This is a genomic window from Sagittula sp. SSi028 (genome assembly GCF_048553715.1).
Taxonomy (GTDB): Bacteria; Pseudomonadota; Alphaproteobacteria; order Rhodobacterales; family Rhodobacteraceae; genus Sagittula.
On the sequence record NZ_JBLZNC010000004.1, the window covers coordinates 71,827 to 86,948 of the forward strand.

General features: G+C 63.3%; 11 protein-coding genes. 2 read left to right on the plus strand and 9 right to left on the minus strand.

All coding sequences use genetic code 11. The features are described from left to right. Positions 1 to 2: 2 nt before the first annotated feature. The 6 genes from addA to regB form a co-directional block, all read right to left on the minus strand. On the minus strand, positions 3 to 3,362 hold the full coding sequence (gene addA / locus ACN5AZ_RS08965) for a double-strand break repair helicase AddA (protein WP_419428534.1): 3,360 nt from the start codon (positions 3,360 to 3,362) through the stop codon (positions 3 to 5). Then, positions 3,359 to 6,301 carry a double-strand break repair protein AddB gene (gene addB, locus ACN5AZ_RS08970; RefSeq protein WP_419428535.1) on the minus strand — a complete coding sequence of 981 codons (2,943 nt, stop codon included), beginning with the start codon at positions 6,299 to 6,301 and terminating at the stop codon, positions 3,359 to 3,361. The genes addA and addB overlap by 4 nt, the downstream gene beginning before the upstream one ends. A gap of 113 nt (positions 6,302 to 6,414) precedes the next feature. After that, positions 6,415 to 7,101 carry a nucleotidyltransferase family protein gene (locus ACN5AZ_RS08975; protein WP_419428536.1) on the minus strand — a complete coding sequence of 229 codons (687 nt, stop codon included), beginning with the start codon at positions 7,099 to 7,101 and terminating at the stop codon, positions 6,415 to 6,417. Next, on the minus strand, positions 7,086 to 8,543 hold the full coding sequence (gene tsaE / locus ACN5AZ_RS08980; RefSeq protein WP_419428537.1) for a tRNA (adenosine(37)-N6)-threonylcarbamoyltransferase complex ATPase subunit type 1 TsaE: 1,458 nt from the start codon (positions 8,541 to 8,543) through the stop codon (positions 7,086 to 7,088). Before tsaE ends, ACN5AZ_RS08975 begins: the two co-directional genes overlap by 16 nt. A gap of 45 nt (positions 8,544 to 8,588) precedes the next feature. Continuing rightward, positions 8,589 to 10,094, minus strand: coding sequence for a PAS-domain containing protein (locus ACN5AZ_RS08985; protein WP_419428538.1), 1,506 nt, complete (start codon positions 10,092 to 10,094; stop codon positions 8,589 to 8,591). Positions 10,095 to 10,202: 108 nt separating this feature from the next. Next, on the minus strand, positions 10,203 to 11,606 hold the full coding sequence (gene regB / locus ACN5AZ_RS08990) for a sensor histidine kinase RegB (RefSeq protein ID WP_419428539.1): 1,404 nt from the start codon (positions 11,604 to 11,606) through the stop codon (positions 10,203 to 10,205). A gap of 101 nt (positions 11,607 to 11,707) precedes the next feature. Between regB and ACN5AZ_RS08995 the strand changes: the two genes are divergently transcribed. Continuing rightward, complete coding sequence (locus tag ACN5AZ_RS08995; protein ID WP_419428540.1) at positions 11,708 to 12,340, plus strand: SCO family protein; 633 nt, start codon at positions 11,708 to 11,710, stop codon at positions 12,338 to 12,340. Between the two features lie 82 nt (positions 12,341 to 12,422). Beyond that, positions 12,423 to 12,977, plus strand: a complete 555-nt coding sequence (locus ACN5AZ_RS09000; protein WP_419428541.1) for an ActR/PrrA/RegA family redox response regulator transcription factor — start codon at positions 12,423 to 12,425, stop codon at positions 12,975 to 12,977. Here ACN5AZ_RS09000 and ACN5AZ_RS09005 read toward each other — a convergent pair whose 3' ends face one another. From ACN5AZ_RS09005 to ACN5AZ_RS09015, 3 genes are all read right to left on the minus strand, one after another. Next, positions 12,978 to 13,688, minus strand: coding sequence for a hypothetical protein (locus ACN5AZ_RS09005; protein ID WP_419428542.1), 711 nt, complete (start codon positions 13,686 to 13,688; stop codon positions 12,978 to 12,980). A 132-nt stretch (positions 13,689 to 13,820) separates the two neighbouring features. Then, positions 13,821 to 14,414: a hypothetical protein gene (locus tag ACN5AZ_RS09010; protein WP_419428543.1), complete on the minus strand. Its 594-nt coding sequence runs from the start codon at positions 14,412 to 14,414 to the stop codon at positions 13,821 to 13,823. Positions 14,415 to 14,424: 10 nt separating this feature from the next. Beyond that, on the minus strand, positions 14,425 to 15,114 hold the full coding sequence (locus ACN5AZ_RS09015) for an FkbM family methyltransferase (protein WP_419428544.1): 690 nt from the start codon (positions 15,112 to 15,114) through the stop codon (positions 14,425 to 14,427). Positions 15,115 to 15,122 lie beyond the last annotated feature (8 nt).

The window sequence follows — 15,122 nt, forward strand, 5'->3', positions numbered from 1 at the left end:
CGTCAAGGGATGGTGGCCCTTTGCAAGGCCTGCCTCACAATGTCGTGCGGCAAAGGCATATAACGCGACTGCGCCGTCCACAGCAGTCCGGTTTCAATCTCGCGATCCGGATACAGCTGTCCCAGCGCGGCGGCATAGGCCCCCATCTGGCGCAGCAGCCCCTCTGGCGTCTGGTCAGCGGTCTGCGGCACGACTCGGTTGGTCTTGAAGTCAACGGCGGTGACTTTGGTGTCGCTCACCAACAGGACGTCGATGATGCCGTGCATCCGACCAAGGCCCGGCAGATCAGCGGTGACGGGCACCTCGACCAAGGCATCCGGCCCGAACAGAAAGCCCAGTTCCGGCACGGACAGCACGGTCTGCACCTCTGACAGGATATGGGGCAGTTGATCGGCGATGAGGTCCGCGTTCTCTCCCTGTGTTAACTCGTCAAGCAAGCTAGGCGCCACCTGTTCGCGCAACGCGGGCGTCAGCGGGGCAAGGGTTTCCAGCATCAGATGCAGGGCGGTGCCGCGTGCCATGGCCACGTCTTCGCTGTCGCCATCGGCACCGGCCAGCGCCTTGGCCCCGCCCAGACCTGAGGGGCTGACGGTTTTCGCCACCGGGGCGGGCAGGGGCACAGGGGCGTCCAGCGTCGCGGGGTATTCCGGCGCGACCAGCGGTGCGGCGGGGGCGCTTTGGGCCACGGGCAAATCCCAATCGCCATGGGTGATGCGCTGCCCCTCGCCCGCGCCCAGATCGCCAAAGTCGAAACTGTGGTTCACTGCGCCGGATCGTTCCATCCCTGCAGCCACCTGATCGTACCACGCCTCGCCCTTGGTCCCCAGTTCACCGGCGGCGGTAACGATCAGCCATTTTTCCGCGCGGGTCATGGCGACGTAAAGCAGCCGGTCACGTTCCTGCGCCTCGCGGGTTTTGGCAGCCTCGATCGCGTCGGACTGGCGGGGCGGCTGCTGGCCTGCGGACTGTTTCCACATCACGCCGTCCGGGTCTGACAGGATATCGGCCTTGATATCGGTGCGCGGTTGGGCGCAATCGGGCAGGATCACGATGGGCGCCTCCAGCCCCTTGGAGCCATGCACCGTCATGACGCGCAGAGTGGCGCCTTTGCTGTCGGGTGCGCGTTTGATTTCCAGATTGTCGGCCTGCGCCCATTCCAGAAAGCCGGTCAGCGTGGGCACGGCGCTTTGCTCGTAGGACAGCGCCTGTTGCAGCAGCGCATTGATGCCGTCCTCTGCCTCGGACCCCAGACGGCCAATCAGCAGGCGGCGGCCTTTGTGGTGGGTCAGAATGCGGTCGATCAGATCGTAGGGGCGCAGGAAATCGGTGTTCCTCAGCAGATCCTTCAACACGGCGACATAGGGCGTATCGGTGTCACGGATCGCCTCCCACAGGTATTTGCGGGGCCGGTTGTGGGCCAGCGTGAACAGCTCTTGTTCCGACAAGCCAAACAGCGGCGACCGCAGGGCCGTCGCCAAAGACAGCGAATCCTCGGGGGTTTCAAGGAAGGACAGCACTGCGATAATGTCGCGCACCGCCAGTTCGGCCATGACCTTCAGCCGGTCGGCACCGGCGATGGGCAGACCTTCTTGTTTGCAGGCGCGGATGATCTCTTTGAACAGGACACCCCGCCGCCGCACGAGGATCAGGAAATCCCCCGCATGCACCGGCCGCGCGGTGTAAGTGTCGGTAAAACCCTCCTCCATCGGCATCGGGTGGCCCGCGTCGATGGTCTGTTTGATGAACCGGGCGATCCGCTGCGCAAGGATCACCGTGTGATGGGTCGATGCGGCGCGGTCCAACGGTTCGTGCCACGGACTGTCGCCGTCGTCCTTGACGCTTTCGACCACGGGCCACAGGTCAACACGGCCCGGCATGTTGGATTTGAACGCCCGGTGCAGCGCCCCGTCAAAGCCGCTGTCGCCCGCATGGACAAAGGTATTGTCCACAACCCGCAGGATCGGTTCCGCCGAGCGAAAGGAATAGGCCAGTTCAGAATCCACCAGCGGCGCATCGGTCATCCGCAACCGTTCGCGGAAATCCTCGCGCATGCGGTCGAATTCGCGCGGGTCGGCGCCCTGAAAACTGTAGATCGACTGCTTTTTGTCCCCCACGACAAAGATCGTGCGCCGCGTGTCCGTGCGCGCGCCTTCGCCGGATGTGAATTCATGCGCCAGCCGTTCGATCACCTGCCACTGCACGGGGCTGGTGTCCTGTGCCTCGTCCACGAGGATGTGGTCGATGCCCCCGTCCAGCTTGTAAAGCACCCAATCCGCAACCTTTTCGTTGGACAACAGATCGCGGGCGCGGGTGATGAGGTCGTCGAAATCCAGCCAGCCGCGCAGCAGTTTCGTCTGTTCATAGGCGGGTACAAAGCGCGCGCCAAAGGCGATCAGGGCAATGTCGCGGTTGGCGGCGTGAATCGCCTTTTCGATGTCCAGCGCGTCCTCGATCCGGGCGGCCAGTTGGTCGAGCTGGTCGAAACTGTCCCCATGGGCGTTGCGCACGCCTTTGGTCCCGAGGCGCTTTTTGATCGTGCCCTCTTTGGTCAGCAAAGCCGCCTTCCAGCCCGCCAGATCCCGTTCGCCGATGCGTGACAGCAGCGCGCCCAGATCCTTGTCGGTCTTGCCGCCCGTCATCAGTGCGGCGCTGAGCGACTGCGCCAGCACGGTTTCCGACCCCAGAAACACCCGGTCCAGCAAACCGTCCAGATCGTCACTGTCGCTCAGCCCATAGTGGGCGCGGATCGTGTCGGGCGTGGGCGGGTCAAGGAAGATGTCGCGTTGCGCGCACATGCTGCGCAAAAGGCCCTCCATATCGTCAATCGTCAGATAGGGGGCGATGGTTTCCAGCAGGCCACTGTCCGGCCCGTCGGCGATCTCTTCCAGCAGCTCTGCCCGCAGCAGTTCGGCGGCGCGGTCTTCCATCTCTTTGAACTGGGGCGAGACCTGCGCCTCCAGCGGGAAGCGCCGCAGCAAGGAGGCGCAGAACGAATGGATCGTCTGGATGCGCAGGCCGCCGGGGGTTTCGATGGCGCGGGCAAACAGGGTACGGGCCTCACGCAGGAAGTCCTGAGTGGGCTGTTGGTCGACGCCAAGCTGGTCCAGCTCGTCGCGCAGCGCAGGTTCCGCTAGCATCGCCCAGCCGCCGAGACGCTTGAACAGGCGGTTCTGCATCTCTGTTGCGGCGGCCTTTGTGTAGGTCAGGCACAGGATGTGGCTGGGATCGACCCCTTCGAGCAGCAACCGCGCCACGCGGTCGGTCAGCACGCGGGTCTTGCCCGAACCGGCATTGGCCGCAAGCCAGGTGGAATGGGTCGGCGCGGCGGCGCGCACCTGCGCTTCGGTTGCGTCATCTCTCATGTCAGCGGCTCCAGCTGCGCGTCGTCGGTCACGTCCCATTCGCCAAAGCGCGACAGGTGGTCATAATCGGCGCGGTCGGTGTCTTTCATCAGTGCGCGGCGGGCGGTGTAGCCCTTGTCCGGCTGCATATAGGCTGCGATCAGCGCGGTGAATTCGGACCATGTCTGGTCTGGCGGGCAGTCGTCCAGCGGGGCTTCGACCTCGCGCGGGTCACCGGGTTTAAGCTGGATATAGGTGGCCGAGGCGATATGGCGCGGTGCCATATCCGGGAAGGCCCCGCGCATCAGCATGGCCGCTTCCAGCAGCAGTTGTTTTTCGAAGGTCTTTTGTTGCGCAGGGCTTGGGGCGCTGCCGGTTTTGTAGTCGTAGACATGCGCGCCGGCAGTGTCGTCCATATCGATCCGGTCTGCCGTCCCCACAAGGGTAAAGCCCAGCTCGGCGATTTCGGCGCGGCCGGTGATCTCGAAGTTGGCGGCTTTGGGCAGGGCACGATCACGCCGCGCCGCCTCGGACGAGACAAACCACGGCGCAAAGCGATCCACCCGCGCCTGCCACAGCGTGCGCATGGTGGGAAAGGGGATCTCCGACAGTTCCTGCGCCGCAATCTCTTGCAGCCTGTCTGGGGTCAGATGGCTGGGGTCGTCGACGGTTTCGCGGATGAAATCCTCGATCACCTTATGGGTCAGGATGCCCCGCATCAGCGCGTCGGGGGCCTGCATCAACGGGTCCAGCGCGCGCAGGCCCAGCACCTTTTGCGCGTAGATCGCATAAGGATCACGGACGAGGCGCCGGATCGCGGTGACCGACAGCTCTGTGGGGCGGGCCGCGACCGGCGGCGCGGGCGAGGGGCGCGTGGCGGGCGGGGCGGTGATCGGCGCCTCTGACGCGCGTGCCATGTCCAGCCATTCGCGGCTGCGATCGCGCATCTGGTCCAGCGCCGCCTTGCCGTTGCGATCGGGCAGGCCGGTCATCAGGTTCACCAGACGGTTGACCCAGCGGCTCGGGACGGTTTCGGCCTCGTCGGATTTGAGCGAACGGGTCAGCCAGACCTCGGGCGCGCCGATGGCCTGTTGAAAGTCATGGGCCGACAGACCGATGCGCCGTTCCGGCAGCAAAAGCCCTGCATCCGCGCGCATCCGGCGGTTCAGCCACGGATCGGCCGAGGGGACCTCGGGCCATGACCCTTCGTTCAGGCCGGACAGGATCAGCAAACGCGGGCCACCGACGCGGGCCTCCAGCGTGCCCCAGATGCGGATCAGAGGGTGGGGCGTATCGGGGTTGCGGACCTCTTCGCGCGACAGCAGGGCGTTGAACAGATCGGCATAGTCGCGCGCGCCCATGTCGGTGCCGTTGCCCGCCTCGGCCAGCAGGTTTGTCGTGATCTGACGCAGGCGGCGGCCCGCCACCTCGTCCCACAGGGGCGCGGGCGTGCTGTCATCGCTGCTGCCGCACACAAGCGTCTCGGCCAGATCAAGATGGTCGGTGACCCAGTCCAGCAGCGGCGTGGTGCCGGTGCGATGCACCTGACACAGCCGCGCGACCCATGCAGCCCAGACGGGACGCTCTGCTTTTTCCGCCCATTGCGTCAGGGTGTCGGGCGTCGGGTAGGGCATGCCATTGCGGCGGATGTACAGTTCCAGATCGCGGGTGTTCAGCAAGTGCTGCCCCCGGTCCTTGCCCGCGTGGCACAGCGGATGTTTCAGGATCGACAGCAGCAGATCGGCGGCCAGCGGTTTGCTGAACAGTTCGGCCACCAGCCGCAGGAAACGGCCCGGCGGTGTGAGCTGCGCGGGAATGCCTGCGGAATCGTCCGGCGTGATCCCCCAGTGTTGCAGCGCCGAGGTCACCTGACGCGTCAGCATCCGGTCGGGTGTGATCAGGGCCGCTTCGGTGCCGTCAATCGCCGCTTGACGCAGGCGCAGCGCGATGGCGAGCGCCTCTTCGCGCAAGGACGGTGCCTCCAGCAGGGTCACGCCCTGCATGGCCTCTGGCAGGTCGGGCAAATGCGGCCCCTCGGACAGCCATTGGTGGGTGACAGGGGCGGGGCGCAGCGCCAGCGACACCACGCGGTTGCGCGCAGGCGCGGGGGCGGGCGCGTCCGTCCAACCGGAAACCGAACGGGGGCGCAGGTCCAGCTCGCGCAGCAGCTTGGCAAAGCGGTACTGCGGGTGATCCTCGCCGGTGAGCGGATCGTTGAGCATATCCCAGACCGTATCGGGCATGTCTGGATCGAAACCGGGCAGGATCACCGCACCCTGTGGCAGATGAGAGACCGCTTTCATAAAGGCGTGGGTGGTGCCCCGCGATCCGGTGGAGCCTGCGATGATGATGGGATGCTGCGGCGGTGTTTCCTGCCACGCGGCCAGACGCATCTCCATCGCGCGACGGGCAAAGCCTTGCGCATCGGGCAGGCTGTCGTCCTCGAAATACCTTTGCACAATCCCAAAGAAGGTCAGCGCCCGCTGCCAGTGGCCGGATTGGTCGCTGACATCCAGATTGGCCACATCATCGGGGGCGACACCTTCGCCGTGCATTTCCTCCATCAGCGTGGCGAGACTGTCAGACAGATCGAACAGCGCCGCACGGGGGGCCAGTTCGGGCGAGGTCCGCAGCAAGGCCGACACCAGTCCGGTCAGTTCCAGCCTGCGGCGCAGCGGTGGCACCGGCGCGGGAAGCTGGGCGCGGGTGACGGGGTCGGCCAGATCGGTGACCAGCCGGATGCGGGGCAGCAGAGATGCCGGCCCCTGATCGAACAGGCTGCGCAACCGGCGGCGCATGCGGTCGGTGTTCACATATAGTTCGACCTGGGCAATTGCCTCGGGCGGGTGGTTTTGCAGGCGGGCGCGCAATCCGTCGACCAAAGCGGCGGGAAAATCAACGCCGGAGGGCAGGCCGAACAGGCGCGGGCCGGACTCGGAAAACAGTTTTGGTGCAGGCATTTGGTCCTCGTGACCCTGAATATGGGCCGGAATGGTCAGGGCTAGAATGGACCGGCTGCGCGGTCAGGGCAACCATGGCCAGCGCAGGGGGTGACAGCTTTTGTCGCGCTGGTTCAGCGCTGGGCGGCCAGCATGTCCTCGGCCAGTGTGATGCCCTCGGGGTGGCCCACATCGCACCATGTTCCGCTGTAGGGGAGGCCGCAGAACCGCCCCGATTGCTCTGCCTGTTTCCACAGAACATGCAGGGAGAAGGCGTCGTCCGTGATGCCATCCAGCAGCTCGGTCTTGATGATCTGGGCACCGGTGTAGACCATATCACCGCCCCAGATCAGTTGGTCGTCTTGCAGCGTGAAATCGCCCCCGCCCTTGCGGCCCACGGCCCGATCAAGCGGGACGCACAGCAGCAGCGCATCCATGCGATCGGGCTGCCACGCGGCGCGCAGGGCCTCCAGCGGGTTTGGTCCGGCCCAGACCGCATCGGTGTTCAATGTGAAGACCGGACCCTCTCCAAGATAGGGCCGCGCCTGTTTCAACCCGCCACCGGTGTCGAGGATACGGTCCTGTTCGACGCTCACGTGAATGTCGGTGCCGCGCAGATGATCCACGATCTGGTCCGCATGATAATGCGCGTTCACCACACGGGTGGGGATTTGCGTGGTCAGCGCCAGCGCATGATCCAGCAGCGGCTTGCCCGCCACCGGCACCAAGGGTTTGGGCCGGTCCGCCGTCAGCGCGCCCATGCGCGTGCCAAAGCCCGCGGCAAACAGCATCACGGCATCCGGTGTCAGTCGGTCGGACATTGCGCGCGCAGCTCCTGTAGGAAGGTCGCATCGGGGGCGGGCAACTGGTCAAGGACCGGTCGCATCGGGGCCAGTGCCGGATGCTGCATCTGGGAGCGGATATGCGCCCAAGTGCGCGGCATAAAATCAAGGTAACGGGTCTTGCCCTGCGTCATGGCCAGACGCGCGAACACACCCAAGATGCGCAGATTGCGTTGCACCCCGAGACAGGCATAGGCCGCACGAAAGGCGTCATCCTCCACCCCGGTTGTGGCAATATAGGCGGCGATGCAGGCGTCCTCGGTCTCCGGCGTGATGTCGCGGCGCACATCACGGCACAAAGACACCAGATCATAGGCGCGATGCCCGATCAGCGCATCCTGAAAATCCAACAGGCCGATGGCTGCAGGCCCCTTGCGTTCGGGAAGCAGCAGCAGGTTCTCGGCGTGGAAATCCCGCAGCACCGTCACCCCGTCGGGGCGGGCGTGTTGATCCAGAATGCGTGTAAAGGTGTGTGTCGCCTCGGCGATCAGATCAGGCATCCGCGCGTAATGGGTAAAGGCCAGATCGGTGGCCTGCGCCAGATGATCGGGGGTGGCGGTGGCCAGCCCTTCGGGCGGGGCGTGGCGGTGCAACTCGGCCAGCGTTTCGGTCACTTGAAGATACAGGCGACGCTCGCTTTGTGGGTCGGTGGCGCATCGCGCCAACAGATCGTCGCCCAGATCCTCGATCAGCAGCATGCCTTGGGTCTCGGACAGGATCAGCGGTGCGGACAGGCCCAGACCTGTCAGGTAGCGCGACAAGCGTGCGAACAAGGCCGTGTCACCATCTGGGTCCTGCATCAAAATGGCAGTGTCATCACCACGCCACAGTCGGGAATACATCCGCGACGAGGCATCCCCCGCAAGCACCGTTGTCTCGGCATCCTGCCAGCCGGCGGATTTCAGAAACGCGGTGACATGGCTGTCCTGTGGGGGCACCGGCGCGGCCAAGAGGGCGATTTCCAGCAGCCCAGCCCAGCGCGCATCGCTCCATTCTATGGTGACACTGCGGTGGTCAGGCTCCTCCATCGTGGCAAAGCTCAGGCGCAGCGGGTTCGCGGGTGTCAGCTCTCCCAGACGGTCGGGCCATTCCACCAAGCAGATCGCCTCCTGAAAGGCATCGAGCAGGCCAAGTTCCTCGATCTCGTCCGGTCCGCCAAGGCGATACAGATCGCTGTGCCACAGGGGGCCGGATCGGGTGTCGTATTCCTGCACCAGCGTAAAGGTGGGCGAAGGGACATCTTCGGGTTCGATCAACAGGGTCTGGATCAGGGAACGGGCGAAATGGGTCTTGCCCGCGCCGATCCCGCCAGACATCAGCAGCACGTCCCCGGGCTGTAGATGTTCCGCCAGCGCACGGGCAAAATCCGCCGTCGCATCGGCAGAGGTCAGTGTCAGTGTCAGCGGAGTGCTCAGGGTCATGGGCGCATAGATACCAGTGCCGCACGGGGCTGCAAGAGCGCAGAGCTAGGGGGCGCCAGAGGCAGCGGCGCCTGTGTCACGGCAAGCATCGCTGGCATGGCGTCTGCGCGCGAACCGCACCATCGTTGCCCCCGCAGCGACAGGTTCCACAGTGCAGGTTATGTGCTGGCCCGTGTGTAACGTCAGCTCCGCGTCCCACGTGGCCCGTTCCCGCAGGGTCAGCACGAATTCGCGGATGTCGGCCCAGATCGGGCTCGGGGTGCAGGCGTCGGACCAATCCCGCGTTGCATCGACGATGTTCACCTCGGCAAAACTGTTGTCTGGCGCGGCGTTCCACAAGTCGCGGTAGGCCGCGTTGCAAAAGGTCAGAACCCCCAGCCGCGAAAACACCACCACCGCATCATCGAGACAGTCCAGCACCGACTGCGACAATTCTAGCTCGGACCGGAAGCGGCGGGTCAGGCTGATTTCTGCAGAGATGTCTTCGAGCAGAAAGGCCACGGCCCCGTCGGGGTGCGGGCGACCGGTGATCTTGTAGGTCAGGCCGGAGGACAGGTTCCACGTCTCCGCATAACGGTCCTCGCGCGCGGCCGACACCACGTCATAGAGCTTGTCGCGCCAGTTGGCGTAGTTCTTTGGCTCGGGCATCATGCGGTTTTCGCGCATGTGATCGAAGAAGGACAACAGGTTCGGCTTGGAGCTGAGGAAATCGACCGGCAGATGGGTCAGGTCCACCAAGGCGGGGTTGAACAGGACAAGCTGGCGGGATTTGTCAAAAACGGCCAGCCCGATAGGCAGATGGGCAAAGGTTTTGGTCAGGGTCTGGACAAAGTTGCGCTGCGCCATTTCCGCATTCACCAACCCGTCGATGGAGGACGCGAAATGCATCCAGCCACCGGGTGTGGGAAACGAGGTGACCTCGAACCACTTGGCGGGGCTGTTTGCGGTTTCAAGACTGACGCGGTTGATCTGGCGCGCCCGCATGACGGGCTCGGGCAGGTCAAAAACCGGCGGGCTGTCGACCTCTGCGCCCGGTGGCATCAACCGGCTGTAGGCGTGGTTGCACCACAGCAACGTATTGTCGTCGGAAGTCTGCCATGCGGGATCGGGCGCGAGTTCCGAGATCGTGTGGAATTGGTCCAGCGTCTGTTCGGCGGTGATCGCGCGGTAGATCTCTGCCGGCGTGGTCGACGGGGTTTCCAGCGAGATCCGCAGCGACGCGCCTTTTGCGTCGGCCCGCAGCACGGCATTCTCGACCACTGGGCTGGCCCATCGCGTGGACGTGGTGGGCATGGCTTCGGGCATGTCGGGAAAGCCGGTCAGCAGGCTGGCGCGCAGCTCTGCCCATGTCAGGTCGTGCACATCGCGGCGATTGAACAGATGGGCCACGTCGGGGGTGTGGTCGATGACATGACCGTCGCGCATCAAAAGAATGGTCTCAGAGGGGGCGCGTTGTCTTGGGTCGACGCGCAGGTCGCGCCGTTGGCGGGTCGTGACCAACAGGTAGAGGATGCCCAGAAGCGCAAGCCCCAACACGGCACCAATCGCCATCACCATCCCGTCGTGCAATACTTGTCCCCCGCCACCAAATCCCAGCGAAACGCACCCTGTTTTTGGTTAACGTCAATAAGGTTAACACGCTGTTAACTTAGTTGAGAATCATTCGATAAAGCGCTGATTGTCTCCCAATGGCTGCCCTTGAGGCGTGTTTGGCGTAATTTTAGACAGGGGCCAGACCACTTCGACGATGGCGCCACCGGGATTGCCCGGCGCGGTCATCGGGGCATACGGGTCGGACCCGTTGGCAAAGCTCAGCTCGGCACCGCTGCGTTCCAGCAGTGTCTTGGCGATGAACAGGCCCAGCCCCATGCCCTCGTATTCGGGGCGGGCGCGCCGGTCCGTTTCGCTGCGACGTCGGCGCACAAACGGGTCCCCGATGCGGCCCAGAAGCTGCGGCGGAAAACCCCGCCCGTCATCAAGAATGCGGATCGACACCACATCGGCGGTCCACATCGCTTCGATCCAGACAGTGCCGCGTGCGAAATCCACAGCGTTCTGCACCAGATTGCGCAGGCCGTGGATGATCTCGGGGCGGCGCAGCACATGAGGCTGTGCAGGACTGCCGCCAGGGCCGGGGCCGTCCTCGATCAGGATGTCCTTGCCGCGGTCCTGATGTGGCTCCGCGGCTTCGCGGATCACCTCGATCAGGGGGGCCTGCCGCATGTGCAGGTCATCTTTGCCCGCACGGCCCATGGACCGCATGATATCGCGGCATCGGTCCGCCTGTTCGCGGATCAACAGGGCGTCTTCCTTTAACTCCGCCAGCTCCGGATGGTCGTCCAGCTCGTCCGCAAGCTCGGACGAGGTCAGTTTGATCGTCGCCAAAGGCGTGCCCAGCTCATGCGCCGCCGCTGCGACCACACCGCCCAGATCATTGAGCTTTTGCGCGCGGGCCAAGGCCATCTGCGTGGCGGCCAGCGCGTCGGACATCGAATTCATCTCGCGTGCGATGCGCCGTGAATAGGCCGACAAAAAGCCCAGCGCGATCAGGATTGCGGTCCATTGGCCGTACACGAAAATGTCAGGAATCCTGAGAACGACCCCCTCGTCCGTGCGCAAGGGAAAGTGGTAAAAGACCATCGCGGTCACCAGCACCATCGCCGTCGCGCCCAGCGTCACGGTCGACCGCAGCGACAGCACAGAGGCCGAGATTGTCACCGGCCCGATCACCAACAGCGAAAACGGGTTGTTCAGACCGCCCGTGAGAAACAGCAGGAAACACAGTTGCAGCAGGTCGAACATCATCATCATGAAGTTCTCTGCCTCGGACAGGCGTTTGTTTTCGGGGAAAATAAAGGTCGCGACCAGATTGCCCACGACAGAGGTGCCCACCGCAAGGTAGCACAGCCCCAGTTCGATCTGCAGATCATACATGCGCTGGGCGGCGGTAATCGCCGCCACCTGTCCGATGATCGCGACCCAGCGCAGAAGGATCATCGTCCGCAGGCGGATCCAGTTGCTGCGCTGCTCTTCGCCAAGAAGGCCGAATTCCGTGGTGCTCATGCGACGTTTTTGTGCGGTTGCGCCGCACATGGCAAGTGGTACCAACGCGCCGAACAGGCATTATCTAGTCGCCGGGACGCTCTGGCATGAAGGAGAAACAGATGTTGAAGACCTACGCAAAGGCTGCGGGGGTGGCGGTTGTCGCTCTTTTGGGCGGGACCTATGCGGCGTCGGCGGGATGGCTGGACGGGTTGTTCGGCGGCGCGCAAGATGCCTTTGAACAGTGCCGCGAGGGGGCTGTGGCCGGTGACATCGGCGGCCCGTTCGAGCTGGTCAACGGCGCGGGCGAGACCGTGACCGATGCGGATGTGATCACCGAACCCACGCTGATCTACTTCGGCTACACCTTCTGCCCGGACATCTGTCCCTTTGATGTGGCCCGCAACGTCGAGGCGGTGGATCTGCTCGAAGAGCAGGGACAATCTGTCACGCCGGTGTTTATCACCATCGACCCCAAACGCGACACGCCCGAAGTGGTCGGAGATTTCGCCGAGAACTTCCACGAGCGCATGATTGGTCTGACAGGGTCTGACGAACAGGTCCGCGCCGCGTCTCGGGCCTATCGCACCTACTATCAGGCGCAGGATGCCGAGGATGACTATTACCTCGTGGACCATTCGACCTTTACCTATCTGGTGATGCCAGAGGTCGGGTTTGTCGACTATTTCCGCCGCGAGGTGACGCCCGAGAAGATGGCCGAACGGGTCGGCTGTTTTGTCGACGCGACATCCTGAGTGATCCGCCAAGGGCGTTTGACCGTATCCCCTGCGATGGTTAAGAGTTTTTCACATCTCATCGCAACGGGAGGCGGAGCCTTTGGCAGACCCTGACATTCATGAATTGGGCGAAGACCGGTCGCTGCTTCTGGTGGATGATGACGAACCGTTCCTGAAACGGTTGGCCAAGGCCATGGAAAAGCGTGGTTTTGCCGTCGAGACATCCGAATCCGTGGCCGGTGGCACCGCCATCGCCAAGGCGCGCCCGCCCGCCTACGCGGTTGTCGACCTCCGCCTTGAGGATGGCAACGGTCTGGACGTGGTCGAGGTGCTGCGCGAGAAACGCCCCGACAGCCGGATCGTTGTTCTGACCGGCTATGGCGCGATTGCGACGGCGGTCGCTGCGGTCAAGATCGGCGCCACCGACTATCTGTCGAAACCGGCGGATGCGACCGACATCACAAACGCGCTGCTGTCCAAGGGAGACGAGCTGCCCCCGCCGCCGGAAAACCCCATGAGCGCGGATCGCGTACGTTGGGAGCATATCCAGCGGGTCTACGAGCTGTGTGATCGTAACGTGTCTGAAACGGCGCGGCGTTTGAACATGCACCGCCGCACGCTGCAACGGATTTTGGCCAAACGCTCGCCGCGCTGATTACAGAAGCGAGATCCGCGAGCGGGCCGAGACGGCCTCATCCTCGAGGGTTTCCGCCGACATGATGTGCCAGTCCAGCCCGGTCTGGCCCTGTGCCCCGGCTTGCTGAAGCGCTGTTTTTGCGATGCGCGCCTGTTCGGCCGACAGCGACAGCGACTGCGCCAGATCGGCGCGCAGCAGGCGGACGTGATCCACGCGGGCATCGTAATCCTCGGACGCGACCATGCCACTGTCGCGCAATTCACGCATGGTGGCGAGCTCTTGGTCCTGCTGGTCCAGATAGTCGGACAGCCCGTCGTTCATCTGCGCCATTTCCTTTTGCGCATCCGCGATGGCGGGGGTGACCTGTGACAGTTTTACGATCTCGACCCGATTGGCGACTTGGTCGCGCCCCATGGCATTGCCGACCATGGCACCCAGCCCACCGCCCAGAACGGCGCCCGCGATGCATTGTCCACCATCGGCCACAAGCGCAAGCCCGCATCCGGCAGCGGCCCCTGTCACCGCGCCTTTGACGGTCGCGCGGCGCACCAGTTCCGCTGTCATATCATTCAGCGCATGCGCCTGCGACAGAATGGTCTGGTCAGGGTTTGCGACATCACCGGCGGCAAACGCCATACCGGTGTCGTTGCGGCTGACGGCATTCAAACCGCCGCAGCCTGCCGTGGTTAAAAAGCACAGCGACATAAGAATAATTTTTGCACGTAACATAATCCGCTCCAATATCCCCAGATTCGACGGTCTGCGCCGTCCGTGGTGGCGGTGTGCCGAGGAAATGGGGGCAATTTGGGGCGAATGTTTCCAAATATCGGGTAATTTCGCGTCGCGTTGCGGGATTAACTCTTAAATCTGCGACAAAAGCGCATTGTGCCGGTCGGTATAATCTTTCCGGCACGCCACGGGCGGGCGCAGATGGATCTGTAATCCGTCAATCACCGATTTGTCCGGTCGGCCAAAGAACTTGTTCGCTTCTGTCTCGGTAAAGCCCGCGATTTGCACCGCTTCCATCCATGCACTGATGTTGTCGGCTTTCTTGATCTTCTGTTTCAAACGCAGCGGTGTGACCGCTGGCAGGCCAAAGCGGATGTGAATGGCGGCGGTCAGCCGTTTGTCCAGCTCGCCATAGCCCGGACCAACGGCGGCCTTCACCGGGCTGATCATATCGCCGATGACATATTCCGGCGCGTCATGCAGCAAGGCTGTCAGGCGATCCGCAGCCGAGGCCCGCGGGTTCATCCGCGTGAACAGATCCTCGACCAGCAGGGAATGTTCCGCGACAGAATAGGCATAATCCCCCTGCGTTTGGCCGTTCCACCGCGCCACAAAGGCAAGCCCGTGCGCGATGTCTTCGATTTCGATGTCCACGGGGGTCGGGTCCAACAGGTCAAGCCTGCGACCGGACAGCATGCGCTGCCACGCACGGGGAGGTTTTGCCATGTTTGATGTCTCAGATAGTTATGCCCGCGCCCTGTACGGCGAAAACGGTGTTGCCGTGCAGTTTTCCGATCCGTTCATAGCCAAGACCCCGGAACTGGCGGGTGAGCCACGACATTTTTTCAAAATATTCCAAGATCAGGATCGGTTTACAGCGGTGGATTGTGTGAAAGGATCCAAGCAGAGCCTGAACCTCATGCCCCTCTACATCAAACTGTATGATGGAAACATGACGCTCGCGCGGGACGGCGTAATCGATCATTGCAGATTGGACCGCTTCGACCCCGGGTCCGTGTTCGGTCACAAAGTGGCTAAGCCCCCCAAGCGAGCGCCCTTGGTCATTTTTGGTTTTGAACAGGATTTCGCCGGGCTGATTTGAGACGCCGGCATTTGTCAGTTCAACATTCGATAGGTTGTTGAGCTGGATGGTTTGGCAAGCGGCCGCGAAATTGTCAGGGTTCGGCTCGAATGCCCAGACTTTTGCGTCGCGGGCCATCCCTTTTGACAGCCCTGGGAGGAAGTCACCAAAGAACGTTCCGGCGTGGACGATATCGCCCTGCCCGCAGTTTTGCCGCATAAACCGAATGGTATCGGGCTCATAGGGTCGGCCGGACAACACGGCCTTTGCCGCAGGACGCTGTTCCAGCCCTTCTGGAATGCAATAGCGGCCGTATTCGTTCTCCGGGTAGGTTTTGGTTGTCATCTGCGCCC

Excerpts from the sequence above, each read along its gene's own strand:
- addA (WP_419428534.1), bottom strand. The coding sequence starts at position 3,362 with ATGAGAGATGACGCAACCGAAGCGCAGGTGCGCGCCGCCGCGCCGACC.
- addB (WP_419428535.1), bottom strand. The coding sequence starts at position 6,301 with ATGCCTGCACCAAAACTGTTTTCCGAGTCCGGCCCGCGCCTGTTCGGC.
- ACN5AZ_RS08975 (WP_419428536.1), bottom strand. The coding sequence starts at position 7,101 with ATGTCCGACCGACTGACACCGGATGCCGTGATGCTGTTTGCCGCGGGC.
- tsaE (WP_419428537.1), bottom strand. The coding sequence starts at position 8,543 with ATGACCCTGAGCACTCCGCTGACACTGACACTGACCTCTGCCGATGCG.
- ACN5AZ_RS08985 (WP_419428538.1), bottom strand. The coding sequence starts at position 10,094 with ATGGCGATTGGTGCCGTGTTGGGGCTTGCGCTTCTGGGCATCCTCTAC.
- regB (WP_419428539.1), bottom strand. The coding sequence starts at position 11,606 with ATGAGCACCACGGAATTCGGCCTTCTTGGCGAAGAGCAGCGCAGCAAC.
- ACN5AZ_RS08995 (WP_419428540.1), top strand. The coding sequence starts at position 11,708 with ATGTTGAAGACCTACGCAAAGGCTGCGGGGGTGGCGGTTGTCGCTCTT.
- ACN5AZ_RS09005 (WP_419428542.1), bottom strand. The coding sequence starts at position 13,688 with ATGTTACGTGCAAAAATTATTCTTATGTCGCTGTGCTTTTTAACCACG.
- ACN5AZ_RS09010 (WP_419428543.1), bottom strand. The coding sequence starts at position 14,414 with ATGGCAAAACCTCCCCGTGCGTGGCAGCGCATGCTGTCCGGTCGCAGG.
- ACN5AZ_RS09015 (WP_419428544.1), bottom strand. The coding sequence starts at position 15,114 with ATGACAACCAAAACCTACCCGGAGAACGAATACGGCCGCTATTGCATT.